The organism is Poseidonocella sp. HB161398 (assembly GCF_005870025.1).
In the GTDB taxonomy this organism is placed as follows: domain Bacteria; phylum Pseudomonadota; class Alphaproteobacteria; order Rhodobacterales; family Rhodobacteraceae; genus Mangrovicoccus.
Window position 1 is genome coordinate 15074 of record NZ_VATA01000026.1, and the last position, 26085, is coordinate 41158.

Consider the following 26085-nt stretch of genomic DNA (forward strand, 5'->3'; position numbering starts at 1 on the left):
TCCTGGCGGCCAGGACGGGCCCGCCGCGGATCAGGCCCCGCGCAGCCGCGCGGTCTCCGCCGCGTCGACTCCGGTGGCAAATCCCTCCGCATCGGTGAGGATCGCGACGCGGTAGATCTCGCGGGCGCGCCCGGCGGTCTCGTAGCCCTCCGCCACATCCGCCAGCACGCGGGCCGGATCGCGCACGGCCGGATCGCCGTAGCCGCCGCCGCCCGAATCAATGCCCACGATGGTCTCGCCGGGTTTCAGGACCGTGTGCAGGTAGCCGGGCAGCACCTCCTCCGTGCCGTCGGCGTGGACCTTGATATTGGCGCCGGGAAAGGCATCGTGCCCGCCCTGCACGCCGCGCGGGCCCGTGGCGACGCCGTTCGTCACCTGCATGACCACCATCTCGCTGCCGCGCGGGCCGAATTCGGTGCGCGTCGCGACCCCGCCGCGCTGCCGCCCCGCCCCGGCGGTTCCGGGCACCAGCTTCATGGATTTCACCAGCATCGGCAAGCGCTGCTCGGTGATCTCGATGCTGTCGCGGTAGCACAGCCCCGCACCCGCGATCACCGTGAACGTGTCGAGCCCGTCCGCCTCCGGCGAGGCCGGGCCGCCGCCGCCCATCAGGAAGAGCTGGTTCACATAGTCGCCGCCGCCGCGCTCGTCATGGCCCGAGATCACCCCGGTGGAGACCCCGAGGAACATGTTCGATTCCGACAGGCCGAACCCGTCGCCGATCTCGGAAATCGCGCTCTGCGCGGTGTTGCAGATCACGTCGGCAAGCAGCGTCGTCGCGGTCGAGGCGCTGTGCGGGAATTTCGGGATGCCGACCACGCAGTTCTCGCGCAGGAGCACCTCGATCCGCCGGAAAGTGCCGGAATTCAGCGGCAGGTCGTGCTCCAGGCAGTTGGCGATGCCGGTGATCGCCATGCCGGTCGCGGTCGCCTGGCACAGGTTCACCCCGGCATCGACGCAGTCGATATTGTCGCGCAGGTCGACGACCGCCTTCCGGTTCTCCGGATCGATGGTGATCCGCACGAAGATCTCGACGCCCTCGGGCAGGAACTCGCCGAGCGCGTCGAGCCGGCCGTGGCGTTCCAGCGTGGCGGCGGGCATGCGGCCGATGGCGGCGGCCGCGCGGCGCTCGGAATAGTCGAGCCAGGCGGTGACGAAGGCCTTCACCCGCTCGGCGCCGTATTTCTCCGCGAAGCGGATCAGCGCGCGCTCGCCGGTGCGGGCCGCCGCCAGTGCCGATTGCAGGTCGCCGTACCACTGGTCGGGCACGCGGATCCGCGCCCGGCACATCCGCACGATGTCCTCGTTGTCGGTGTAGTCCGACTGGATCTGCACCATCGGGAAGACCAGCGCGCCCTCGTTGTAGACATCCGTCGCGGCGGCAAAATAGGTCGTCGGCACCGAGTTGCCGCAATCCGCCTGGTGGCATTTCACCACCGAGGTGAAGAGATGCGCGCCCTCGAAGAAGACCGGGACCAGGATCGTGTGGTCGGCGGCATGGGTGTTGCCGTTATAGGGGTCGTTGTTGAGGAAGGCGTCGCCCTCGCGGAAGCCGGGATGGAATTCCGCCATCGCCTGTCCCTGCAGGTTCGAGCCGAAGGCGTGGACGGGCAGCGCCTCGGCCACGCCGATGATGTCGTGATCGGCCGAGAGGATGGAGCAGGAGAAGTCCCGCGCCATGCCGATCACGCTGGAATTCGCGGTCAGGATCACCGTCGAGGTCATCTCGCGCACGATCGCGTCCAGCCGGTTGCCCATGATGGCAAGCTCGACCGGATCGAAGCCGGTCATCGGGGAGCCGTCAGCCATGATTGCCTCCAAATTCGAAGATGTAGTTGCCGCTATGCGAGAGCCGCCCGGTCATGCCGGGATCGACGACGATGGTGGTGGTCGGCTCCTCGATGATCGCGGGCCCGGCGATCTCGCAGCCGAGCGGAAGCGTGGTGCCGTCGAGGACGCGGGTGGCGATATGGCCCGCCCCGTCGAAATAGGCGCGGTTCTCGCGCTCGCCCGGGACGGTCTCCGACGGGCCCTCCCAGCTGACCTGGGGCGAGGGCAGGATGGCGGCGACGCGCAGGCGCCAGTTGATCGCCTCGACCACCGTGCCCTTGCGGTTTACGTGGTAGAGCCGCTGGTACTGCTGGGCGAAGAGCGTCTCGAGCAGCTCGACATCCGCCGCCTCCTGCGCCCAGTCCACGGGCAGCTCGACCTCCAGCTCCCATTGCTGGCGGGCATAGCGCGCCTCGACGAAAAGCTGGCGGCGGAAGGTATCGACGCCCTTGGCGCGCAGCGCGGCCTCGAATTCGGCGCTCTGGGCGGCGAGCCCGCCGAGCGCCTCGCGGACGGCCGCGGAATCGAAGGCGTCCGAGGCACCGTAGCAGGAGGCCGAGAAGTCGATGGCGATGTCCGAGAACTGCCCGCCGGCCGCCGAGATCGCCCCGGCGGTCTTCGGGATCACCACGTTCTTCGCCTTCATCGCCCGCGCGATCGACAGCACGTTCAGCCCGGCTGCGCCGCCGCCGGCGACGATGGTGCTGTCCGAGGGGCTGACCCCGTCATTCGTCGTGATGTCCTCGATCGCCTTGATCATCGTCTCCGACGAGATGCGCAGGATCGCCGAGGCGGTCTCCCAGATCGTCTTGCCGAGCTGCACCGCCACGCCCTGCATCGCGGTTTCCGCCGCGGCGCGGTCAAGCTTCATCCGGCCGCCGAGGAAGCGGTCGGGATCGATATAGCCCAGCACCACCGCCGCGTCGGTGACGGTCGGGCGCAGCCCGCCCTTGCCGTAGCAGGCCGGACCCGGCACCGAGCCCGCGCTGTGCGGACCGACGCGCAGCATGCCGCCGTCATCGACCCAGGCGATGGAGCCGCCGCCCGCGCCGACCGAGCGGATGTCGACCGTCGCCATCCCGAGCATGGTCGAGGCCATCGGCGTGCCGAGCCAGGTCTCGCGGGTGTACTTGATCGCGCCGTCGCGGATCAGCGAGACATCGAAGGTCGTGCCGCCGGTATCGACGATGATGACGTCATTGCCGAATTCCTCGGCGCGGGTATAGGCGATGCCCGCCAGCGGCGCCATCGCGGGGCCGGATTTCGCCATGTAGACCGGCTTCTGCACCACGTCGTCGATATGCATCACCCCGCCCGAGGAGGCCGAGATCAAGAGCTCGCCGCCGAAGCCCGCCGCCGCGAGATCGGCCTTCAGGTCGCGCAGATGGGTCTGCATCAGCGGCTTCAGCGAGGCGTCGATCGCCGCCGAGGAGCTGCGCGGGTATTCCCGGATCGTCGGGTTCAGCGCCGAGGACAGCGTGTAGGGCACGCCCGGCAGGATCTCCTCGATCAGCTGGCCCAGGCGGCGCTCATGCGCGGAATTGGCGATCGACCACAGCAGGCTCACCGCCACCGCCTCGATGCCGATCCGGCCGAGCTTCTCCAGCACGGCGCGCGCCGCCGCCTCGTCGAGCGCCGTCTCCACGCCGCCTTCGGCATTCATCCGCTCGGGGATCTCGAAGGTCAGCGCGCGCGGGATGTAGGGCGGCTCGACCGGCGCGTTGATCTCCAGCGCGTTGAGCTTGCCGCCCTTGCGGAAGACCAGCACGTCGGGGAAGCCCTCGGTCACCAGCAGCGCCGTCTTCGCGGTCTTCCGCTCGACGATCGCATTGGTCGCCCGCGTCGTGCCGTAGACCATCACCCGGGTCTCGGCCAGCAGCTGCCCCAGCGGGATGCCGATCTGCTCCGCCGCATTGGCGATCGAGTCCGACAGCCCGGTGAAGCTGCGCTCGGGCGTGGTCAGCGCCTTGCCGACGGTCAGCCGCCCCTGCCCGTCGGTCACCACGACATCGGTGAAGGTCCCGCCGGTATCTACCGAAATTCTGTACATTGCGCCTCCGCGTTCCGTTCCGGCCGGGGCGCGGGGCCCCGGACTGCCACCTCCGGTCCTACCCGCCTCCGGGCGCCGCCGCCTTGCCCGGAGCGCCAGGAGATCTGACCCGGACCGTCAGGCCGCATCGCCGGTCCGGTCGGCCATCATGGTGACGTTGATCCGCCGCCCCTCGAAGGCCTCCGAGAAGCGCGCCGCGTCGGTGCGGTGCAGGTAGCGCGACGGGAAGAGCACCGCGCGGTTGCCGCGATAGGGCACCTGGTGGGCGGCGGCGCCCGCGGCGGCGATCCGGCTGCGGTTCAGGTCGGGGCGGGCATTGTACTCGGCAAAGGGGATGTCCGCGCCGATCCGCAGGTCCCACAGCGTCATGCCCCCCTGCCCGCCCGGCTCCAGGAAGGCCTCGCTGACCGGCCAGAGATTGAGGTTCCAGTCGCCCTGGTCGGCATGGATGTCGATGCCGCGCGACTCGCGCAGGTAGCGGAAGGCCCAGAGCTGCGCCACCCGCACCGGCCCGGCCAGCCGCTCGGTCACGGCGTGCATCGCCCGGGCCAGCGCCAGCATGAAGGGCGTCGCCAGCCCGTCATGCAGATGCGCGCCCAGATAGTGCCGCTCGGCGCGGGCGTCGAACCAGAAGGTGGAGCCGAGGAGCTGCTCGGCGAGCCCGGCCAGCGCCCCGGGCGACAGCAGGTTGTCGATCACGTAGATCGCGTCGCCCGCCCCGCCCGAAAGCGCGATCCGCTGGACCGAGAGACGCTCCGAGAGCATCGTCTCAGGGATATCCGGCGCGGCGCGCAGAAGGCAGGTCTCCGCCAGCGCGGCCGGGCCGCCCGCGGGCTGCGCCGCGATCCGGCCGGTGCGCTCGAGCCAGCCGAGCTGCTCTTCGAGATGCTTGAGCTGCAGCGGATTGGCCGCTTCCCGCGGGGCGGACCGGCCCGGCCGCAGGCGCTTCAGCGCGAAGGCGCGGTCGAAATGGGCGAAAGCGGCGGCCAGATCGCCCTGGCGCTTCAGGCACTGGGCGGCATTCACGTGCATCGGCCAGGATTCCAGCCCCATGGCGAAGACCTGGCGGTAGCGCTCCAGCGCCGCGCCATGCGCCCCGGCCGCCAGCGCGCCATCCGCCGCCGCCAGGAGCCGCTCTGCCCGCAATTGCCTGTCCTGCATGATATCCGTCCGGTCCCGTCCGCTGCCCTGGGCCGCAGGATAGCCGCCGCTCCGCACGCCGGACCGGCCCTGCGCGCCAGAAGTCCTGACCCTGCGCGCCACGCCGCCAAGCCCTGCAGGCAGAGCATGGCCGCCTGCCGGATTCCGCCGTTGCGAAGGCAATGCCCGCGCCTGTACCCTTGCCCGACAGACCGGTTCGCGTTCCGCGGTCCCCCTTCCGCGGGGCGGCCGCCTGCCGCATGGCGCGGGAACCGCAAGGAACCCGACGCGCAGAAAGTTCTTCCGCATGTACCTCTCCGACCGGCTGCACGCCCTCGGCCTCTCCGGCGCCGCCGGCCCGTCCGTCCGGGCGCCCTTCGCCGGGTGGCTCGGCGAAGGCGACGGCTCGCATTTCATGGGCCGCGCCTCCTGCGCGCTGGCGATCTTCGCCGCGCTGCTGGCCAGCACCACGCCGAGCCCGCTCTACCAGGTCTATGTCGCCGAGTGGGACCTGCCCGCCAGCGCCGGGACGACGATCTTCTCGGTCTACGCGCTCGGCACGCTCCTCGCGCTGTTCCTCTCCGGGCGGATCGACCGGCGGATCTCGGACCGGCGGCAGGTGCTGCTGCCGGCGCTGGTCTGCACCGCGATCGGCGCGCTGGTCTTCGCCGCCGCCGACGGGGTGGGCATGCTGCTGGCCGGGCGGCTGCTCTCGGGGGTCAGCACCGGGCTGATCACCTCCGCCGCCTCCGCCGCGATCCTCGAGCTCGACCTGCCCGAGAGACGCGGCCGCGCCGCCACCGTCGCCACCGTGGCCTTCACCGGCGGGGCGGCCTTCGGCCCCTGCCTCTCCTCGGCGGCGCTCGCGGCCGGCCTGGCGCCGCTGGTCTCGCCCTTCCTGGCCATCGCCGTCATTGCCGCCATCGCCTTCCTCGGGCTTTCCGCCGCGCCCTGGCCGCCGCGCCGCCGCCAGGCCGGTCCGGCCGCCAAAGCCGCGCGCACGGTCCGGCCGCTGGCGGGCACCGAGCTGACCGGCGGGCTCTTCCGCCTGGCCTGCCTGGCGATCGCGGTGGCCTGGATGCTCGGCTCGATGCTGATGGCGATGGGCGTGACGCTGGCCACCGACCTCTTCGGGCTGACCTTCCACGCGCTGGCCGGGCTGATGCCCGCGCTCTTCCAGCTCTTCGCCGGGATCGGCCAGGTGCTCGCCGGACGGGTCCGCCCGATCCGGGCGATCCTCGCGGGCACCGCGCTGCTGGCGCTGCTGCCGCTGGCCACGCTCGTCGGCGCCGCGGCGGCGCTGCCGGCGGTCTTCGTGCTGGCGATGCCGCTCTGCGGGCTGGCCTATGGCGCAGCCTTCGCCGGCGGCGCCGCGCTGGTCAACGCGATCTCGGAGCCGACCGAGCTCGGCGCGCGGATCGCGCGGTTCTACGTGGTCGGCTATCTTGCCAACGCGATCCCGACCTTCGTCTTCGGCTACATGGTCGACGCCTTCGGCCTGTCTCCGGCCTATGCGGGCTTCACCCTCTGCCTGGCGCTGGCCGCCGCGGCCGGGGTCCTGCTGGCCCTGCGCAGCCAGCGCGCCCTCGCCCGCGGCGCCTGACCCCTGCGGCCGGAAGCCGATTGCCGCAGCGCCCGGGGTGGCCTACACCTCGCGGGGGAAAGCGCGGGACCGGACCGGGGGCGATGCAGGGACAAGAGGACGACCAGCTTCTGCTGCAGGCAGTCGCGCGCGGCGAGAAGGCCGCGATGCACGCGCTCTACCAGCGCCATCACGACGCGCTCTACGCCTTCCTGCGCGGCCGCTGCGAGGACGAGGCGACGGCGATGGACGCGCTGCAGGACGCGATGATGGAGGTCTGGCGCAATGCCGGGCGCTTCTCGGGGAAATCCTCGGTGCGGACCTGGATCTTCGCCATCGCCCGCAACCGCCTGGCCGACCGGCTGCGCCGCGGCGGGCGGCTGTCCTATGTCGACGAGGTGCCCGAGACCGCCGACACCGCGCCGGATGCCGCCGCGGTGATGGAGGCCTCGCAGGATGCGCTGCGGCTGCGCGCCTGCCTTGCCGGGCTGAAGGCGGCACAGCGCGCGGTGATCCGCCTCGCCTTCTACGAAGAGCTGCCCTATGGCGAGATCGCCGAGATCGAGGGCATCCCGGTCGGCACCGTCAAGACCCGGATCTTCCACGCGAAACAGGCGCTGATGCACTGCCTCGGGCGGCGGCGCTGAGGCTCAGGGACGGCTGATCGCGGCAACCAGCGGATCGGCGGCCAGCCGCGCTTCGGCGGCGTCGCGCGCGGCATCGTCGGCAAAGCCCAGCGTGTAGAGCCCCAGCGCGCCCGGCCCGTCGATCACCCGCGCCCCGGCCTCCTGCAGAAGTTGCGTGACCTCGCCCAGCGTCGCCCCGGGCACGAAGGCCGCGCGCAGCACCGGCCCCTCTGCCGTCTCGGTCGCGGTGATGAATCCGGGCTCCTGCTGCGGCAGCTGCGGGACCACGCCGAACTGCCAGACCGCCACGGTCGCCGCGACGATCCCCGCGACTTTCAGCGCCGCCAGCGCTCGGTTGCGGTTCGCCGGACGCGGCATCCGCTCGGCATCGATCGCCGCGGAGAGCCGTTCCCAGCCGGCCTCGCGCGAGCCCGCGGGCAGCTCGCTGCGGCCGAATTCCCGGACGGTGCCCTGCAGCATCGCGATCTCGGCCGCAAGCGCGGGACGGGCGGCCATCTCCGCCTCGAATTCCGCGCGCGCCGCCGGGTCGAGCCGGTCCTGCATGTAGGCGAGTATCCTGTCGTCCTGATCCTGATCCATGTCGCGTCCCGTCCTTCTCTGGCCGGAGTCTTCCAGACTTCGCCGCGGAACAGAAGCTCCGAAGCGCCGGGATCCGCGGCTCCGGGGCCGATCCCTGCGCTTTTGTCGCGCCAGCCGGGGCCGCGGTTCAAAAAACCGGGTTGATTGCGGCCCCGGACCGGGCCGAATGTCGCCCGGAGGTATATTTGAACCGGTCCGGTGCGGGGGACGACCAAGCGGCATGAGACAGACAGCAAGACACCGCCGGCTGACGGCGCTTTCCACCGCCCTGGGTCTTGGCCTGGCCCTCGGCCTGGCCGGCTGCGCGGACTACCGGCTCGACCCGCCCTCCGCCGAGGCGCTGCGCGCCGATGCCGGCAACGTGGTCGATCCGGGCGAAATCGTGGCGCTGGTGCCGCCGGGCGCAGCGGCCGCACGGCTGCGCGAGGGGGCCGTGGCCGAGGGCTTCGTGCTGCGCGAGGAAGTGCCGCTTGGCGGGCTGGGGCTCGCGATGCAGCGCTACGCCATTCCCGCGCCGCTCGACGGGGCGGGCGCCATCGCCGCGCTGGAGCGGATCGAGCCCGCCGCCACGGCCGGGGTCAACCATGCCTACCGCCCGGCCGCCCTGCCCGCCGCGCTCGACTATGCCGACCGGCTGATCGCCTGGCCCGACAGCCCCTGCCGCGCCGCCGGGCCGGTGGGCATGATCGATACCGGCATCGACAGCGCGCGCCCGGCCTTCGCGGGCACCCGGATCACGATGAAGTCCTTCCACCGCGGGGCGGCCGCGCCGATGCGGCACGGCACCGAAGTGGCGATGGTGCTCGCGGATCCCGGCCGGCTCTCGGGGGTGACGCTCTATGGCGCGGCGGTGATCGGCCACTCGGCCCGCGGCGCCGAGGAGGCCGGGGTGGACAGCCTGCTCGAGGCGCTCGACTGGATGGCGCAGAACGGCGTGCGGCTGGTCAATGTCAGCCTGGCGGGGCCCTACAACAAGCTCCTCGACCGCGGCATCGACCGCGCGGCCGCCCATGGCATGACCATCGTCGCGGCGGTCGGCAATGACGGGGCGGCGGCGCATCCGCGCTATCCGGCGGCGCTCGGCAATGTCATCGCGGTCACCGCGGTCGATGCCGCGCGGCAGATCTATCCGATGGCCGTGAACGGGCCCTTCGTCGATATCGCCGCCCCCGGGGTCGACGTGCTGCTGCCGGTCGAGGGCGAGACGCGCTTTGCCACCGGCACCTCGATCGCCGCGCCCTTCGTCACCGCCTGGCTGGCCGCCGATCCGGCGCTCTACGGCGCGCCGCCGGACCGTCAGCGCCGCGCGCTGGGGCAGAGCGCCGCCGATCTCGGCGCGCCGGGGCCCGACCCGGTTTTCGGGGCCGGGCTGATCGGCGCGCCCGCCTCCTGCCTGCCGGGCTAGCCCAGCCGCTCGATCCGCGCGGGCAGGCCCTGGCGTACCGCCGTGCCCGAGACCGGATCGACCCAGACCCCGGCATGGGCGCGGGTCGGATCGACAAGGCCCAGGTCGTTGAGCAGCACCCCGGCGCCGAGCCGCGGATCGCCCGGCCAGGTCTCGCCGTCGATGGTAATGTCGCCCGCGCCGAAGCCGCGATGGCCGAAGCCGTGCTCGATCGCCACGGTCCCGGGCGCCACCCCCTCGCGCACCAGCGCGGTGCTCTCGAGCGTGCCGCCGGGCGTGCTCAGCCGGATCCGGTCGCCGGTGGCGATGCCATGCTCGGCGGCCAGCGCGGTGCCGAGCGAAACCGGGTTCGAGGCGGTGATCCGCAGGAGCGTCGGCGCCCCCACCGAATAGGAGTTCTGCAGGGGCGACTTGTAGCTCACCACCTTCAGCGGCCAGTCCCTTTCCGGGTAGTGGTCCGCCACCTTCGAGCCGTCGGCGAATTCGGCCGCGCGCCAGGCGGCCGTGCCCGGCAGCCGCGTGCCGGTCGTCGCCCGGCGGTAGCTGCCCAGATCCTCGTTCCAGACCTGCATCGGCGCCGCGAAGGCATGGCGCGCCCGCTCGCCTTCGTAGCTGCGCCCGATCGGCTCGTAGCGGCCGCCCTTGGCAAAGACCGTCGCCGCGCGGCGCCATTCCGAGGGCTTCAGCACCGCCTGCAGATCCGCGGCGATGCGGGCGACATTCGACATCTCGATATCCTCGTCGGTCGCCTCCGCGACCGGCGCCTCCCCGGCGAGGGCCACATTCGCCGCGCCGCGCAGGTACCAGTCCTCGGCGCGCTCCAGCGGATGCAGCACCCCCGCGGCATCCGGGATCGCCTGCGGCCCGAAGCCCGGCAGGCCGAGCCGCAGCGCCAGGGCGATCAGGAAGGCCTCCATCCCGATCGGCGCGCCGGCGGGCGTCCGCTCCATCCGCGGCTCGATCACCGGCCAGCGCGCGCAGGTCGCCCTGGTCGCCACTCCGCCCCAGGGCTTGGTGAAGCCCCAGGTCTCGTACATCACCGAATCCGGGACGACGTAGTCGGCGATGGCCGAGCTCTCGTTGATGAACGGGTCGATCGAGACGATCAGCGGCACCACCGCCGGATCCTTCAGCCGCTCCGCCAGATGGGCGATCCCGGGCACGCCGTAGACCGGATTAGTGTTGCGCAGGATCAGCGCCTCGGCGCGGTAGGGATAGCCCTCGGCCAGCGAGGAAAGCCACTCGGTCGCCAGCCCCGGCGCGTTGGGATACCAGGGGCCATCCGCGGGATAGGGCCGACCCTCGGCCAGCTTCGCCTTGAATTCGCTGGTCTTCTCGTAGGGCCCGTTGCGGCCGAAGGGCAGCCCCCTGGCGGTGACAGCGCCGGGGAAGGACGCCAGGTCATAGGCCGGGCCCCTGGTGTCGGGGAACCAGCCCCCGGCGATCATCGTGCCGCCCTTCCAGTTCAGGTTGCCGATCAGCGTATTGATCATCATCAGCGCATAGGCGTTGTAGAAGCCCGAACCCGACATCATCCCGCCATGGCTGTTGACCGCGGCGCGGCGGCCATGGCGGCCGAGCTCGGAGGCGAGCCAGTCGATCGTGGCGACCGGGATGCCGCAGGCGGCCGAATAGGCCTCGACGCTCCCGGCCATGGCCTCCTCGCGCAGGAGCGTCAGCGCGGTCTTCACCCGCACCGGCCCCTCGATGGTCCCGGCCACGCCGTCATGGAAGAGCGGCGCCGCGCCGGTCCCGGCCGGGACCGGCCCTGCGGGCGCGGCGACCATGAAGGGATCGCCCTCCGCGCCGGGGGCGAGCCCCATATCCGAGCCGCGCAGCATCCGGCCGAAGCGGGGATGGGCCTCTTCGGCGATCACCAGATGGGTGGCATTGGTCCAGCTCGCCTCGCCCGCGGCGGCGGCCGCCCCGGCGCTTGGCTGGGCGAGGTAGCGGCTGTTGATCGTGCCCGCCTCGAACATCCGGCGGATGATCGCCATGGCCAGCGCGCCGTCGGTGCCCGGGGTGATCCGGATCCAGCGGGAGCGCGTGCCCGAGGGCCCGTTCTGGGCGTTGTTCAGCACCGGATCGACCACGGCATAGCTCAGCTCGCCCTCGCTCCGCGCCTTGGCGACCAGCGTTCCGACGCGCTTGAAGGGATTGCCCGCATTGGCCGGCGCCGTGCCCGCGAAGAGGATGAAACGGGCATTGGCGAAATCCGGCTTGGCATGGGGCATCTGCTTGAGATCGCCGAACATCGCCCCCGAGCCCGAGCGGTAGGCGCCGCCGCAGTAGCTGCCGTGGCGGGTGAAGTTGCTGGAGCCGAAGCCCTGCTTCAGCCAGCGCAGCACCAGCGCGTCGCGGCCGTCATCGACGCCGTTCATCCAGACCAGCCCGTTGGCGCGGGGGCCGAATTCGGGCGCACCGGGGCGGATCGGGGTCTCGAGGTCGCGGATCTCGCGCAGCCCGGCCACGCGGCCCTCGCCGAAGAGGTCGCCGCCCTCGGCGATCTCCTCGACCAGCTGCCCGAAGCTGATCCTCTGCCACTGGCCCGCGCCGCGCGGGCCGACCCGCTTCAGCGGCGCGAGCACGCGGCGCGGATTGGCGACCTGCTCCAGCACGGCATTGCCGCGGCCGCAGGCGGTGGAGCGATGCGCCATCCCCTGCCCCGCGCCGGTCTGCGCCATGGCGCGGAAGCTGTCGGCGACGGAGGTTGCGTAGTCGATGAAGGGATCGGTCGACATCGGCGAATAGGGATTGCCCGCGACCCGCAGCACCTTGTTGGCGGCCTTGTCGACCTTGACCCGCACGCCGCACATCGTCGTGCAGCCGATGCACATCGTGTAGCTCAGCGCGATCTCCGGATTGAGCGCCAGCTCGCCGGTGGCGGGGTCGATGCGGAATTCCGGCGGCGCGGAATTGCCGGTGACGGCATCGGCGGGCACCTCGCCCGACCAGTGCCCGCGGGCGAGCTTGCGCGCGGTGGCGGCATAGCCCGCGCCGAAGGTGGCGATCGCGCCGGTGGCGGCGGCGCCCTTGAGGATGTTGCGGCGTGTGGACATGGGTCGTGCTCCTCAGACGGGACGGGCGGCGCGGCGGACAGGGGCCGCCGGACGGGCCGCATCGGACCAGGGGATGAAACTCGTGTAGGCGATGGCCAGGAACAGCCAGAGCCCGAAGGTGCCGATCACCCCCGCCAGCTCGGCCGCGCCCGCGGGCACCAGCGCGTCATAGAGGCCGGAGCCGACCTTCGGCACCGCCTGCCCGCCCATGAAGACGCTCCAGCGGAACATCCAGGCGGCATGGATCGCGGTCAGCCCGGTGATCCAGCCGGTGCGGCGCGGCATCGCCAGCGCCAGCAGGAAGGGCAGCAGGATGGCGGCGGCGGCCCAGAGCGCGATGCGCTGCCAGACCGGGAAGCCCGCGACCGAGGCCAGCGCCTCGGCATGGCGCGGCGAGAGCCCGCTCAGCCCGGCGGCAAGCCACAGCGTGCCGAGCGCGCCGACGATCGCCAGCGCCAGGGCCAGGCGGCGGTTCAGCTGCGCCTCGAGCCCGCCGTCGCGGCAGAGCACGCGTTCGAGCACCAGCATCAGCCCCAGCGCGCCAACCGCGCCGGTGGCGGCGAATTGCAGCGGCAGGAGCGGCGTGTTCCAGAGCGGCCGCGCCCGCACCACCATCACCTCCATCCCGGTATAGGCCAGAACGCCCGCCGCCGCGGCCCCCGCCGCCAGCCCCAGCCAGGGGGCGAAGCCGTTGCCCGGCCCGCCGAGCGCCAGCAGCCGGTAGAGCGGCGCGAAGCGCCAGTCGCGCGCGCCCGCCGCATGGAATCCCGGCCGGTGCACCGCCCAGGCGAAGGCCAGCACCAGCGCCACGTAGGACGGCACGATCCAGGCGCCCCAGGCCATCCAGGAGGTGGGGTTCGTATAGACGAAGAATTCCCAGAACCGCCCCGGCTGGTGCAGGTCGGCCAGAAGCGCGATCGGCGCCGCCACCCCGGTGGTGACCGCCGCCATCAGCGCCAGCCGCGCCGCGCGGATCCCGCCCGGGCGGGCCGAGAGGAAGCCCGGCAGCGCCGTCAGCAGCGCCGTCGCCGAGACCGCGATCAGGAAGAAGTACTGCACCGCCCAGGGCAGCCAGGCTGCCTCGTGCACGGCGCCGACGAGTTCGTGGACCTGCATCTCACAGTCCCTCCCCGTGGCGGGCGGGCGCGGCATCGAAGGGCGGGCGGTAGGCGGCTTCGCCCGCCACGCGGCCATCGAGCACCTCATCGAGCCCAATATAGTAGACATTCGGATTGGTGTGCATCTCGGGGCGCAGCACCGAGACCTGATGCTCGCGCAGCATCCGCGCGACCTCGCACTCCGGGTCGTTCAGGTCGCCGAAATTGCGCGCGCCGCCGACGCAGGTCTCGACGCAGGCCGGCAGCAGCCCCGCCTGCGTGCGGTGGAAGCAGAAGGTGCACTTGTCGGCGGTCTGGGTGTCGTGGTTGATGAATCGCGCATCATAGGGGCAGGCCTGGACGCAATAGGCGCAGCCGACGCAGCGCGACGCATCGACCAGCACCTCTCCGCTTTCCGCCTTGAAGGTCGCCCCGACCGGACAGACCGGCACGCAGGGCGGGTCGTCGCAATGATTGCAGAGCCGCGGCAGCATGACCATCGCCGGATCCTGCCCCTCCGCCACCAGCTCGTAGACCGAGACATGGGTACGGAAGGCATCCTCGGGGACGGCGTTCTCCATGATGCAGGCGACGGTGCAGGCCTGGCAGCCGATGCATTTGCGCAGATCGACGACCATGCCCCAATGCGGCGCGCCGGTCTCTGCGGCGGCCGGGTCCGCCCCGGCGACAGAGGCGGCGGCGCCGATGCTGACCTGGCCGATGGCGCCCAGGAATCCGCGGCGGGTGGTGTCCATGGGTCAGATCCTTTCCTCGGTGGAACCCTGCCCCGAGGCTACGCCTGCCGACCGCCCGCTGGTATTCGGAGGAAACCCCCAGCCGCTAGGGGTTTCCCCCTAGCCCGCGGTCCAGCCGGCGGCGGCCAGCAGGCGCACCAGCTCCGCCGCATTCGAGGCGCCCATCTTCTCCATCGCGTTATGGCGGTGGATCTCCACGGTCTTGGGCGAGATCCCCAGATCTGCCGCGATCTGCTTGCCGAGCCGTCCGGCCAGCACCCCGGCGGCGACCTGCGCCTCGCGCGGGCTCAGGCTGGCGACCCGCGCCTGCAGGTCCCGCGCCGCCCGCGCGGCTGCCGCGCGCTCGCGGCTGAGCTTCAGCGCCTCGGTGATCCGCTCCACCAGCGCCAGGCCGTTCACCGGCTTCTCGAAGAAATCCATCGCGCCCGCGCGCATCGCCCGCACCGCCAGCGGCACGTCGCCATGGCCGGTGATCATGATGACCGGCAGCGGGCAGCCGCGGCGTCCGAGCTCGTCGAGCAGCTCCAGCCCGCTCATCCCCGGCATCCGCAGATCGGCGAGGATGCAGCCCTCCCCAGTGCCGTCCCCGGTGCCGTCCCCGAGCGCGGCCAGCAGGCCCGCCGCGCTGGCATGTTCCGCAATGGCGAGGCCCAGCGAGGATAGCAGGAAGCCCAGCCCCTCGCGCGCCGCCCGGTCGTCATCGACCACATGGATCACCGGTTCACCCGTCATGCATCCCCTCCGCCGGCAGCCAGACCAGCACCTCGAGCCCCGGCCCGTCCTGCGGGGGCGCTGCGCGCATCGCGCCGCCATGCGCCTCGACGATCGAGCGGCTGAGCGCGAGGCCCAGCCCGATCCCCTCCGCCTTGGTGGTATGGAACGGTTCGGCGAAATGCGCCAGCGCGGCGGCATCCATGCCGGTGCCGCGGTCGCGCACCGACAGGCAGACCCCCGGCCCGTCGCGCGGATCCGCCTGCGCCCGGGCGCGGATCGTCACCAGCCGCGCCGCGGGCGGCGTCCCGGCCATCGCGTCGAGCGCGTTCTGCACCAGGTTCAGCACCACCTGGGTCAGCTGCACGCGGTCGCCGCTGATCGCGGGCAGGCCGGGCGCGCAGTCGCGCTCCACCCGGATCCCGGCGCGGCGCGCGGGCGCGCCGTAGAGCGCCTCGCATTCCTCCAGTAGCCCCGGGATGGCGACCGGCGCGCGCTGGCTCTCGCGCTTGCGCACGAAGGCGCGGATGCGGCGGATCACCGTGGCGGCGCGCTCCGACTGGGCGGCGATCTCGGCGGAGGCGCGGGACATCTCCTCCGGGGCCAGGCTGCCCGCGCGCAGCCGCAGGAGGCAGCCCTGCGCGTAGTTTGAGATCGCCGCCAGCGGCTGGTTCAGCTCATGCGCCACCGCGGAGGCCATCTCGCCCAGGATCGACAGGCGCGCGACATGCTCCAGCTCGCGGCGGTGCTGGCGGTCGGCCTCCTCGGCGCGCTGCCGCTCGGCCATCTCGTGGAGGAGCCGGGCATTGGCGCTGTCGAGCGCCCGGGTGCGGCGCCGCACCAGCGTCTCGATCCGCACCGAATAGACCGCCCAGAAGGCCAGCGCGACGAGCGCGGCGATCAGCCAGTCGCGGTAGTCGGCCAGCACCTCGCGCAGCGGCACCGGACCCTCGCGGCGATAGGGGCCGATCTGCAGCTCGCGCATCAGGGCATGCACCCCCTGGTAGTCATGCGGCACCGTCCAGAGATTGCCCGCCCCGATCTGCATCAGCGCGACCGCCACCTCCTTGGCCAGGGCGGGCGGCGTCGTGCGGGTGCGGGCGAAGGCCCAGCCGGGATAGACCGCGCTCGAGACCGCGCAGCCCGCCGCCTCCGGCGAGGGGCGCAGCGCAAAGGCATGGAGCGCGCCATAGCGCGCCGGGTCCTGCCGCTGCAGCGCCTCGAGCATGCAGGCGCGCAGCACCGCCGCCTCCGCCCGCCCGTCAAGCACCGCCGCCGCGGCCGCCTGCATCGGATAGCCGGTGACGACAAGCTCCACCCGGCCCTTCAGCCCGGGCTCGGCCCGGGCCATTTCCGCCCAGATCAGCTCGAACCCGCCAAACGCCTCCGGCGAGACGATCGCCAGCCGCCGCCCTGCGAGATCGCCGAGCCCGGCGAGCGGCGCCGCCGCGACCAGGGTCGAGGCCACCGGCAGGTCGCCCTCGGCCGTGGCGATGCGGCTGACATGGTGGCGGTATTCCAGCTCGGCGTAGTTGCCCGGATTGGTGATCACGAAATCCAGCCGGTCCTCTGCCAGCGCCGCATCGAGCGCGGCGAGCCCGAGCGCCTGCAGCTCGACGCCATGCCCGGGCAGCGCCCGGCGCAGCGCCTGCAGGGTCGGCTCCCAATGGGTCCGGGAATGCCCGGAACCCAGATAGTCGAGCACGCCGATCTTGAGCGTCTCCGCCCCTGCCCCGCAAGGCAGCGCCAGCGCGAGGAGCAGCGCAGCGGCGCGCCCTGCCCGGCGATTTCCCCCGGCTGTCTGCCTGGTCATGACACCCTCCCGGGCGCCCGGCCCGATCCCGGGCAGTTTGCAGATCGCGCCAGGGCGGTCAAACCGGCCGCCTGTCGCGGGGGGCGGCGGAAATCCCCTTGCCCGGGGGCGCGGCTTCGGCCAGTCTCGGCTCCGGGGCAGGCGATGGCGTCGCCGCCGCATCCTGCGGGCCCCTTCCCCCATCCTGAACGCCGGGATCCCGCTTTGCCGTTGCCGCGGCGAGGGAGATCCCCGCGCGGCTTCGTCCAGACAGAGGATGATGCGAATGGACCGTCCCGATTTCTACCGCCTGCACCAGGGCAGCCGCAGCCTGCCCTTCGACCCGGCCGAATACGACGCGCGGCTTGCGCGCCTTCGCGCCGCCATGGCCCGCGACGGGCTCGAGGCCTGCCTTTTCACCTCGATGCACAATATCGCCTACTTTTCGGGCTTCCTCTATTGCAGCTTCGGCCGCCCCTACGGGCTGGTCGTCACGCAACAGGACAGCGTCACGGTCAGCGCGGGCATCGATGCCGGCCAGCCCTGGCGGCGCAGCCATGGCGACAACCTGACCTATACCGACTGGCAGCGGGACAACTACTGGCGGGCGATCCGCTCGGTCACCGGCACGGGGCGGCGCCTCGGCTACGAGGCCGACCACATGACGCTGGCGCAGAAGGCGCTGTTCGACAGCTTTCTCGCCCCGTCGGAATGCGCCGACATCGCCCCGGCCGCGATGTCCCAGCGGATGCGCAAATCCCCGGCCGAGCTGGCGCTGATCCGCCAGGGCGCGGCGGTGGCCGATGCCGGGGGCTATGCGATCCGCGACGCGGTCCGGCCCGGCGCGCGGGAAATCGACGTGGCGATGGCCGGGCGCGACGCGATGGAGCTGGAGATCGCCCGGCGCTTTCCGGAGGCCGAGTACCGCGACACCTGGGTCTGGTTCCAGTCGGGGATCAATACCGACGGCGCCCATAACCCGGTGACCGCGCGGCAGATCGCGCCCGGGGACATCCTGTCGCTGAACGCCTTCCCGATGATCTCGGGCTACTACACCGCGCTGGAGCGGACGATGTTCGCAGGCGCGCCCGATGCCGCCTCGCTGGCAATCTGGGAGGCCAATGTCGCCGCGCATGAATTCGGCATGTCGCTGCTGAAGCCCGGGGCGAGCTGCGACGGGGTGACGGCGGCGATCAACGGCTTCCTCGAGGAACGCGGGCTGCTGCAGTACCGCAGCTTCGGCTACGGCCATTCCTTCGGGGTGCTCTCCCACTATTACGGGCGCGAGGCCGGGCTCGAGCTGCGCGAGGATATCGGCACCGTGCTGGAGCCCGGGATGGTGATCTCGATGGAGCCGATGCTGACCATCCCCGAGGGACAGCCCGGCGCGGGCGGCTACCGCGAGCATGACATCCTGATCCTGACGGAGGACGGCGCCGAGAACATCACCGGCTATCCCTACGGGCCGGGCTTCAACATCCTCGGCTGAGCCCGGGCGGCGGCGCCCCGCCTGCGCCGCCATGCCGGTCTTCCCCGCCGGCCGGTTCCGTGGCTTCCTGCGGTGCAGGGACCGGCAGGAGGAGGGCGCCATGTTCGAGGGCTTCGAGGAGACCGCGGTCGAGCTTCCCGGCGCGCGGATCCGCGTGCGCACGGGCGGCAGCGGCGATCCGCTGCTGCTGCTTCACGGCTATCCGCAGACCCAGGCGATGTGGGCGCCGCTCGCGCCCGTGCTGGCGCAGAGCCACCGCGTGGTGCTGGCCGATCTGCGCGGCTATGGCGGCTCGCTCTGCCATGACGGCGATTTCAGCTTCCGCGCCATGGCGGCGGACCAGGTCGCGCTGATGCGGCATCTGGGGCATGACCGCTTCGACCTCGTCGCCCATGACCGCGGCGCGCGCACCGCGCATCGCATGGCCCTCGACCATCCCGCGGCGCTGCGCTCGGTCGCGCTGCTCGACATCCTGCCGACGCTCGATGTCTGGCGGGTGATGGATGACTGGCTGGCGATCCGCTACTATCACTGGACATTTCTCGCCCAGCCGGGCGGATTGCCCGAAAAACTGGTCAATGCCGCGCCGGTGGCGTTCCTGCATGCCGTCCTGGCGGGGCTGTCGGGCCCGGTGGAGACCTTCGCGCCGGAAGCGATGGCGGAGTACGAACGCGCGGCGGCGACGCCCTCGGTGGTGGCGGCCTGGTGCGGCGACTACCGTGCGGCGGCGGGCGTGGATCTGGAACATGACCGCGCCGATCTGGGCCGCCAGGTCGACATTCCCTGCCTGGTGCTCTGGGGCAGCCGCAGCGTGGTCGCGCATCATCTCGATCCGGTGGCGACCTGGCGCGCCTGGTTCCCGCAGGCGGAAGGCCAGGCGGTCGAGGCGGGGCATTTCCTGGCCGAGGAACGCCCCGCCGAAGTTCTGGCGGCGGTGGCGCGGCATCTGGGCCGCGCCGCCCGCGGGGATCAGATCGTCATATAGGTTTCGACGACCGTGTCGGTCAGCTCGGCGATCGGACCCGAGCAGGCGATCCGGCCCTTCTCCAGCATGGCGAAGCGGCTGGCCGCGCGGCGCAGGAAGCCGATATTCTGCTCCACCAGGATCACCGTCAGGCCGAGCTGGTCGCGCATCCGCAGGATCACCGCCTCGATCTCCTCGACGATCGAGGGCTGGATGCCCTCGTTCGGCTCGTCGAGCAGCACGATGTCGGGCTCCGCCGCCAGGGCCCGCGCGATGGCCAGCTGCTGCTGCTGCCCGCCCGAGAGCACGCCGCCGGGGCGGTGCATGTTCTCGGCCAGGTAGGGGAAGAGCTCGGGCACGATGCCGGGGACCTCGCGCCGCCCGGCGCGGTTGGCGAAACCGCCCATCACGATATTCTCGCGGACGGTGAATTCCGGGATGATCCCCCGGCCCTGCGGCACATAGGCGATGCCCGCGCGGGCCCGCTCATGCGTCGGGCGCCTTGCGTAATCCGCGCCGCCGATCAGGATCTGCCCCGATTTCGCCTCGGTCAGCCCCATGATCGTCTTCAGGAGCGTCGTCTTGCCGGTGCCGTTGCGGCCCGCAATGCCGGTGATCTCGCCCTTGGGGATCGACAGGTCGATGCCCTCCAGCGCGCGGGAGCGCCCGTAATATCCGTCCAGATTGACCAGTTCCAGCATCAGGCGATCCCCTGCTTGCCCAGATAGGCGGCCTTCACCTCCGGGTGGTTCTCGATGAAGGCGACATTGCCCTCGGCCAGCACGCGGCCCAGATGCAGCACCGTGATCCGCTCGGCGATGTCGCGCACGAAGGCCATGTCGTGCTCGACCACCAGGAGCGTGTGCCGCCCCTTCAGCCGGTTGATGATCTCCGCCGTCTTGGCGGTCTCGCCCTGGGTCATCCCCGCGGTCGGCTCGTCGAGCAGGATCACCGAGGCGTCCTGGATCATCAGCATCCCCAGCTCCAGCCATTGCGTCTGGCCGTGGCTGAGAAGCCCCGCCTCGCGCTCCGCCTCGGCCTCGAGCCCGATCAGCTCCAGCACCTCGCCGAGCCGCGCCTTCTCGGACATGCCGAGGGCAAAGCGCAGGTTCGACCAGACCGAGGGGCGCTTCGACTGCGCGACCTCGAGATTCTGGCGCACGGTGAGGCCGGAGAAGACCGAGGGGATCTGGAACTTCCGCCCCACGCCGGCGCGGGCGATGCGGTGCTCGCGCAGGCCGGTCACGTCGCGCCCCTGGACCAGCACCTTGCCCTCGGTCGCCCGGGTCTTGCCCGAGATCAGGTCCATCAGCGTCGTCTTGCCCGCGCCATTGGCGCCCAGGAGCACGCGCAGCTCGCCCTGCTCCACCGCCATGGACACGCCGTCCACCGCGCGGAAGCCCGAGAAATCGACGGCCAGCCCGTCAAGCATCAAGGCAGCGGTCATTGCCCGGCCTCCTCTTTCAGCTGCAGCGCCGCGCGCGGCCCGGCGAGGCGGGCGATCCGCTCATGCGCGAAGCCCGCGAGCCCCTTGGGCAGGTAGATGACGGTCACGACGAACAAGAGGCCGATGATCGCCTTCCAGGCCTCGACCAGCGACTCGGTCTCGGAGACATGCGCCTCGATCATGTTGATCAGGATCGCGCCCACGGCCGCACCGAGGATCGAGCCGCGCCCGCCCACGGCCGCCCAGACCACCATGGTGATCGAGAAGGACAGCTCCAGGAAGGACGGCGAGGCGAATTCCGAGACGATCACATAGAGCATGCCCGCGAGCCCCGCGATCGCCGCCGAGACGGCGAAGAAGAACGTCTGGTAGGCCGGCACGTCATAGCCGAGATAGAGCGCGCGGGTGTCGCTGTCGCGCGTCGCCTGCAGGATCGTCCCCGCCCGCGTCGCCACCAGCAGCCGCGACAGGCCGAGCACCAGGATCAGCGCTACTGCCACGAGGTAGTAGGTGCCTTTCGCATAGGGGTCGAACTCATGGCCGAAGACGGTGAGCCAGCCCAGGTCGGTCAGCCCGTTGAAGCCGTTGGTCAGCGGCTGGGCATCGGTCACGACGAGCCGCACCAGCAGGACCAGCGCCAGGGTGATGATCGACACGAAGACGCCCGAGATGCGCTGGCCGAAGATGATCCGCCCCATGATCCCGGCGAGGATCGCGGGCAGGACGACGGCGACGATGACGCCGGTCCACTGCCACTGGAAGGGCAGCCACATCCAGGATCCGGGCGTGATGCAGCACAGCTCCGTCGGCGCGCCCGGCTGGGCGTTCCACAGCATGAAATCCGGCACCGGCTGGTCCGAGCCCTGCTGCAGCGAGGTGTAGCTTTTCAGCTTCAGCGCCATCGCCATCGCATAGGCGCCGATGCCGAAGAACAGGCCCTGCCCCAGGTTCAGCACGCCTGCATAGCCCCAGGTCAGCGCCACGGCGGCGCCGAGCATGCCGTAGCAGAGGTACTTGGCCACGCGGTTCAGCCAGAATTCGTCGCCGACGAGCGGCAGGGCCAGAAGCAGGATCGCGAAACCGGCATAGGCCCAGAAGCGGTAGTTGGTCAGAGGTCCGGCCATGTCAGCGCCCCTTGAAGGTGAAGAGCCCGGCGGGCTTGAGAAGGATGACGCCGATCACCACGGCGAAGACCGCGGCGCGGCCGATGATGTCGTTCGAGACCATGGCGACGAGCGCGTTGAACTCGCCCAGGAGGCCCGAGGCCGCGACGGTGCCCAGAAGGCTGCCGACGCCGCCGGTGACCACCACCATGAAGCCGTCGACGACCAGCGTGGCGCCCATGTCGGGAGCGACGGTCTTGAACCCCGCCATCAGCACGCCCGCGACGCCCGCGAGCCCCGAGCCGAGCGCGAAGGTCAGCGCGTTGGTGCGCTTGACGTCGATGCCGCAGGCGGCGGCCATCTCGGGATTGCGGATGATCGCGCGGACCTTCATGCCGAGCGCCGTGCGGTACATCACCACCCAGGTCGCCAGCGCCAGGGCCGCGGTCATCGCCACGATGAAGATGCGGTAGGCGTTGAAGTCATGGCCGAAGAGCCGCAGCGTGCCCTGCAGCGCGGCGGGCACCGGCACGTTCTGCAGCCCCGAGCCCAGCCCCTCGACATGGATGCCGAAGAAGCTCAGCCCGAATTCCAGCCGGATCGCCTGCTGCAGCAGGATGGCGATGCCCCAGGTGGCCAGCAGCGTGTCGAGCAGGCGGCCATAGAGGCGGCGCACCACCAGCCGCTCGATCGCGAGCCCCGCCAGGGCGGTGACGATGAAGGCCAGCGGGATCGCGGCGATCAGCCCGAGCCCGAGCCAGATCTTGGCCATCACGGCGGTATAGGCGCCGATCATGACCATCTCGCCATGGGCCATGTTGATGATGCCCATGGCGCCGTAGGTCACGGCCAGGCCGAGCGCCACCAAGAGCAGGATCGAGCTGAGCGAGAGCCCGATGAACAGGATGTCGACCACGTCAACTGTCTCCTTGTCGTGAAGGGGCCCGCACCCCGCCGGGGATGCGGGCGGAGGCGCGGTTCAGAGCTTGGAGCTGTCGAGCCCTTCGCGGGTGCAGAAGAGGTTGTCCGCGGTCTCGCCATAGGCCGCATAGGGCAGCGGCTTGATCGGCTCGGGGTATTCGTCGACGACCTTCGACTGGCCGTCCGCCTGCCACTGGCCGATCCGCGGGGTCAGCCAGCAGTGCAGGTTGTCCTCGTCAATCTTCACGTTGCCGCCCGGCGCCGCGTATTCCTGGCCGCGCACGCCCTCGCGGATCGCCTCCGCGGTGATGTCGCCCGAGGCCTCGACCGCCTGCTTCCACAGGAAGACCTGGAAATAGGCCGCTTCGAGCGAGTGGTAGGTCGTGGCCTTGGGATCGCCGACGAAGGCGCGGTAGCGCTCGATGAAGCTCTTGTTCGCCGGGGTGTCGAGCGACATGAAATAGGGGAAGGAGGTGTAGCTGCCGGCCGCGTATTCCGGCCCCATCGCGGCGATCTCGATCTCCGAGGTCACGGTGGCGCAGATCGGGATCTCCTCATGGCTGAGGCCCTGGTTGATGAACTCGCGGTAGAAGGAGATGATCGAGTCGCCGACCACGTTCGACAGCACCACGTCGGCGCCCGATTCCTTGATCTTGTTGACCATCACCGCCCATTCGGAATGGCCGAGCTCGAGGTACTCGTCGGCCACCCATTCGGCGCCGCCGGCCTCGATCAGGCCTTTCGAGACCTTCGCCATCTCGCGCGGATAGACGTAGTTCGAGCCGACGATGAAGACCTTCTTCTTGCCCAGCGTCTCGAGAATCCAGGGGATGTAGTTGCCCAGCTGCTGGTTCGGCACGGCGCCCGAATAGACCACGTTCGGCGAGCATTCGAAGCCCTCGTAATGGGTCTGGTAGAACAGCATGGCGTTGCGGCGCTCGAAGATCGGCAGCACGGCCTTGCGCGAGGCCGAGGTGTGGCAGCCGAAGACGGTGGAGACGCGGTCGCGGATCACCAGCTTCTGCGCCTTCTCGGCATAGGTCTTGGGATCGGAGGCGCCGTCCTCGACCACCACCTCGATCGGCCGGCCCATCACGCCGCCCTGGGCGTTGATCTCCTCGGCGGCCATGCGGACGCCCGCGGCCAGCATCTTCTCGACAACGGAAAGCCCGCCGGTCTGCGAATAGAGCGCGCCGACCTTGATCGGATCTCCGGCGGCCATCGCCTGGCGCAGATAGCCCGGCGCGGCGAGCGCGGCAGAGGCGGTGGCAGTGGTGGCCAGGAACTTGCGGCGGTTCAGTTTCATGTCTGTTTCCCTGTTGAAGGCGCACGGGAACCGGCCCCGCGGAACAGCGGGGGCACGGGCGCTCGGGCGCGGAAAGAGCGGTTCTGGAGGCCGACAGCATTGTCGAACGCAAAACGCCCGCATGGCCCCTGCCGGGACCGATGCGGGCGTCTTTGCCTATGCAGGGCGCCTTGCGGCGCCGTCCGGGCTGATGGCCAAAACTGGGGACCAGCCCGGGATGGAGGAAGGCTAGCGCAACGGGTCCCCGAAGGACAAGGCCCATTGCCGGCCCGGCTTCAAGTTTTTGCGCCGGCCCCCGATCCGGGCATGGCGGCGTCATGCGCCTCGACCATTTCGCGGGCCATGATCTCGATGGCGATGCGCCGCTTCATGGCGCGGGCGCGCAGCTCGCGATGGGCCTCGTCCTCGCTCAGCCCCTCCCCGGCCATCAGGATCGTCTTGGCGCGCAGCACCATCTGGTCGCCCATCACCTTGCGCTTGTAGCGCCGCGCGTCGCGGGCGAGCTGCTGGTTCTGCTTCCAGACATTGCGGGTGATCGCCAGGTTGGTGAGCAGCCCGAAGGGCTTGATCGGCCGGCTCAGCACCGCCATCGCGCCACTTTCCAGCACCAGCTGCAGCGTCGCGGGGTTCTCGTAGCTGACGATCGCCAGGATGGTGGGCGCCGGGTTCGGGATGGTGCGCAGGAAGCGGCGCAGATCCTCGCGGGCATGGTCCTCGATGGCGAGGATCAGGATGTCGGTGCGCGCGGGCAGCCGCTCGGGCACCGGCCAGACCAGCTGGGGCGAGCAGCCGATCCGCCGCAGGTGGTCGGTCAGCGCGATCCCCTCCTCGTCCATGGGATGCAGCACCACGACGGACAGGTTGCGCAGTTCCTTCAGGAAGGCGGAGGACATCCGGCGCGCCTCCTCAGTTTCCGGCGGCCGCGAGCGGATCCGCGGCCTCCTCGTCGCCGACGATCTCGATCAGGTAGGGATCGGGCGGCACGCGCCGCTTCGGCGCGCTGACGATCTCGTAGGGGGCGCCCTCGCGGATCCGCGCCACGCGCGGCCACAGATGGGTGTGGTTGGTCAGCCGGTCGACCCGCACCGGGCCCTGCGGCGCCTCGTATTCCACCTCGTAGAGCGCCGGCAGCAGCCGGTCGATCCCGTCCTCGCCCGCCAGCGCCAGCGCCCGGGCATAGAGATGGACCGAGAAATAGGCGGCCTCGGCCGGGGCGGTGACCGGCAGCGCGCCGCCGGTTGCCGCGTGGAAGGCGCGGGTGAATTCCGCCGCCGCGGGCGTGTCGAGCGAATCGAAGAACGGCGCGGCGATGACATGGCCCTCCGCCGTGCCGGGCGCCATCCGCAGCACGTCCACCTCCGAGGTCGACTGGCTGGCGATCGGCAGGGTCTCGGGATCGAAGCCCGCCGCGCGGTAGGCCTCGTAGAAGCGCACGATCCCGTCGCCGACCAGGGTCGAGTAGATCATGTCGGGCTGCGTCTCGCGCACCAGGTCGAGAAGCCGCGCCACATGCTCGCCGCGCAGGTCGAGCGGCACGTAGGTCTCGCCCAGGATCTCGCCGCCCTTGGAGCGGAAGAGATCGCCGACGATCCGGTTCGACTCGTAGGGATAGACATAGTCCGATCCGATCAGCAGCAGCCGCCGCCCGAAGGTGCCGAAGAGGTAGTCGACCAGCGGCACGGAATTCTGGTTCGGCGCCGCGCCGGTATAGATGCAGTGGCGCGAGTATTCGAACCCCTCGTAGAGGGTCGGGTAGAAAAGCAGCGCGTTCTGCGCCTCGACCATCGGCAGCATCGCCTTGCGCGTGCTCGACATGTGGCCGCCGAAGATCACCCGGACCCCGTGGTCGCGGCAGAGTTCCAGCGTCAGGTCGCGGTAGCGCGCGGGCGTCGAGGCCGGGTCGCGGAACAGCGGCACCACCGGCCGCCCGCGCACGCCCCCCGCGGCATTGATTTCGGCCACGGCCAGCTTCACGGCCGCGACCTGCGTCCTCTCGACCATTCCGGTCACGCCGGTCTCGGACATCACGACGCCGATCGGCCAGGTTTCCTCGGAGGTCACTTCGTCATCCCATCATCTGCAAAAAAGCAAAGGGCGGCCCCGTCCGGACATGGATGTCCGGAAGAGAGCCGCCCTGCTCAAGGTTTCGCGCCGAGAAAAGGGCAAGCCGCGGGCTTTGTCAAACGGCTTGGCGCCGCGGCGCGGCAC

Annotated in this window: 21 protein-coding genes; 5 read left to right on the forward strand and 16 right to left on the reverse strand. The window is 71.1% G+C overall.

Annotated features, from left to right (window positions below):
• Window positions 1-30: 30 nt before the first annotated feature.
• The 3 genes from FGX59_RS19625 to FGX59_RS19635 form a co-directional block, all read right to left on the reverse strand.
• On the reverse strand, window positions 31-1809 hold the full coding sequence (locus FGX59_RS19625; protein WP_138468826.1) for a hydantoinase B/oxoprolinase family protein: 1779 nt from the start codon (window positions 1807-1809) through the stop codon (window positions 31-33).
• The gene (locus tag FGX59_RS19630; RefSeq protein ID WP_138468827.1) at window positions 1802-3880 is read right to left on the reverse strand and encodes a hydantoinase/oxoprolinase family protein; all 2079 of its coding nucleotides are present in this window, start codon (window positions 3878-3880) and stop codon (window positions 1802-1804) included. The genes FGX59_RS19625 and FGX59_RS19630 overlap by 8 nt, the downstream gene beginning before the upstream one ends.
• 117 nt (window positions 3881-3997) lie before the next feature.
• Window positions 3998-5041, reverse strand: a complete 1044-nt coding sequence (locus FGX59_RS19635) for a hypothetical protein (RefSeq protein WP_138468828.1) — start codon at window positions 5039-5041, stop codon at window positions 3998-4000.
• A 286-nt stretch (window positions 5042-5327) separates the two neighbouring features.
• Between FGX59_RS19635 and FGX59_RS19640 the strand changes: the two genes are divergently transcribed.
• Together FGX59_RS19640 and FGX59_RS19645 are read left to right on the forward strand one after the other, a co-directional pair.
• Window positions 5328-6623: an MFS transporter gene (locus FGX59_RS19640; RefSeq protein ID WP_138468829.1), complete on the forward strand. Its 1296-nt coding sequence runs from the start codon at window positions 5328-5330 to the stop codon at window positions 6621-6623.
• An 83-nt stretch (window positions 6624-6706) separates the two neighbouring features.
• Window positions 6707-7249, forward strand: a complete 543-nt coding sequence (locus tag FGX59_RS19645) for an RNA polymerase sigma factor (protein ID WP_138468830.1) — start codon at window positions 6707-6709, stop codon at window positions 7247-7249.
• A 3-nt stretch (window positions 7250-7252) separates the two neighbouring features.
• On the opposite strand, the gene FGX59_RS19650 is transcribed toward FGX59_RS19645, so the two are convergent.
• On the reverse strand, window positions 7253-7828 hold the full coding sequence (locus tag FGX59_RS19650) for a hypothetical protein (protein ID WP_138468831.1): 576 nt from the start codon (window positions 7826-7828) through the stop codon (window positions 7253-7255).
• 220 nt (window positions 7829-8048) lie between these two features.
• Between FGX59_RS19650 and FGX59_RS19655 the strand changes: the two genes are divergently transcribed.
• Window positions 8049-9233, forward strand: coding sequence for a S8 family serine peptidase (locus FGX59_RS19655; RefSeq protein WP_240722589.1), 1185 nt, complete (start codon window positions 8049-8051; stop codon window positions 9231-9233).
• On the opposite strand, the gene FGX59_RS19660 is transcribed toward FGX59_RS19655, so the two are convergent.
• The 5 genes from FGX59_RS19660 to FGX59_RS19680 form a co-directional block, all read right to left on the reverse strand.
• Window positions 9230-12292, reverse strand: a complete 3063-nt coding sequence (locus FGX59_RS19660; protein ID WP_138468832.1) for a molybdopterin dinucleotide binding domain-containing protein — start codon at window positions 12290-12292, stop codon at window positions 9230-9232. The two genes, FGX59_RS19655 and FGX59_RS19660, sit on opposite strands and share 4 nt — an antisense overlap.
• Before the next feature lie 12 nt (window positions 12293-12304).
• Entirely contained in the window at window positions 12305-13408 is a 1104-nt protein-coding gene (gene nrfD / locus FGX59_RS19665) for an NrfD/PsrC family molybdoenzyme membrane anchor subunit (protein ID WP_138468833.1), read from the reverse strand.
• Window position 13409: 1 nt separating this feature from the next.
• Entirely contained in the window at window positions 13410-14144 is a 735-nt protein-coding gene (gene dsrO / locus FGX59_RS19670) for a sulfate reduction electron transfer complex DsrMKJOP subunit DsrO (RefSeq protein ID WP_138468834.1), read from the reverse strand.
• A 99-nt stretch (window positions 14145-14243) separates the two neighbouring features.
• Window positions 14244-14876: a response regulator transcription factor gene (locus FGX59_RS19675; RefSeq protein WP_138468835.1), complete on the reverse strand. Its 633-nt coding sequence runs from the start codon at window positions 14874-14876 to the stop codon at window positions 14244-14246.
• Window positions 14866-16668 carry a PhnD/SsuA/transferrin family substrate-binding protein gene (locus FGX59_RS19680; protein ID WP_171060735.1) on the reverse strand — a complete coding sequence of 601 codons (1803 nt, stop codon included), beginning with the start codon at window positions 16666-16668 and terminating at the stop codon, window positions 14866-14868. The genes FGX59_RS19675 and FGX59_RS19680 overlap by 11 nt, the downstream gene beginning before the upstream one ends.
• Before the next feature lie 265 nt (window positions 16669-16933).
• Here FGX59_RS19680 and FGX59_RS19685 point away from each other — a divergent pair, with 265 nt between their 5' ends.
• Both FGX59_RS19685 and FGX59_RS19690 read left to right on the forward strand, forming a co-directional pair.
• Window positions 16934-18136: an aminopeptidase P family protein gene (locus FGX59_RS19685; RefSeq protein ID WP_138468837.1), complete on the forward strand. Its 1203-nt coding sequence runs from the start codon at window positions 16934-16936 to the stop codon at window positions 18134-18136.
• Window positions 18137-18236: 100 nt separating this feature from the next.
• Complete coding sequence (locus FGX59_RS19690) at window positions 18237-19121, forward strand: alpha/beta fold hydrolase (protein ID WP_138468838.1); 885 nt, start codon at window positions 18237-18239, stop codon at window positions 19119-19121.
• Here FGX59_RS19690 and FGX59_RS19695 read toward each other — a convergent pair.
• The 7 genes from FGX59_RS19695 to FGX59_RS19725 form a co-directional block, all read right to left on the reverse strand.
• On the reverse strand, window positions 19106-19801 hold the full coding sequence (locus FGX59_RS19695; RefSeq protein ID WP_138468839.1) for an ATP-binding cassette domain-containing protein: 696 nt from the start codon (window positions 19799-19801) through the stop codon (window positions 19106-19108). The genes FGX59_RS19690 and FGX59_RS19695 overlap by 16 nt on opposite strands.
• Window positions 19801-20547, reverse strand: coding sequence for an urea ABC transporter ATP-binding protein UrtD (gene urtD, locus FGX59_RS19700; RefSeq protein ID WP_138468840.1), 747 nt, complete (start codon window positions 20545-20547; stop codon window positions 19801-19803). Before urtD ends, FGX59_RS19695 begins: the two co-directional genes overlap by 1 nt.
• A complete protein-coding gene (urtC, locus tag FGX59_RS19705) occupies window positions 20544-21671 on the reverse strand; it encodes an urea ABC transporter permease subunit UrtC (protein WP_138468841.1) in 1128 nt (375 codons plus the stop codon). Before urtC ends, urtD begins: the two co-directional genes overlap by 4 nt.
• A gap of 1 nt (window position 21672) precedes the next feature.
• Window positions 21673-22566 (reverse strand): urea ABC transporter permease subunit UrtB, encoded by an 894-nt coding sequence (gene urtB, locus FGX59_RS19710; protein WP_138468842.1) that lies wholly within the window; start codon window positions 22564-22566, stop codon window positions 21673-21675.
• Between the two features lie 63 nt (window positions 22567-22629).
• Window positions 22630-23877 (reverse strand): transporter substrate-binding domain-containing protein, encoded by a 1248-nt coding sequence (locus FGX59_RS19715; RefSeq protein WP_138468843.1) that lies wholly within the window; start codon window positions 23875-23877, stop codon window positions 22630-22632.
• A gap of 275 nt (window positions 23878-24152) precedes the next feature.
• Window positions 24153-24770 (reverse strand): ANTAR domain-containing response regulator, encoded by a 618-nt coding sequence (locus FGX59_RS19720; RefSeq protein ID WP_138468844.1) that lies wholly within the window; start codon window positions 24768-24770, stop codon window positions 24153-24155.
• A 13-nt stretch (window positions 24771-24783) separates the two neighbouring features.
• Window positions 24784-25938, reverse strand: a complete 1155-nt coding sequence (locus tag FGX59_RS19725; protein WP_138468845.1) for a transporter substrate-binding domain-containing protein — start codon at window positions 25936-25938, stop codon at window positions 24784-24786.
• Between the last annotated feature and the right edge of the window lie 147 nt (window positions 25939-26085).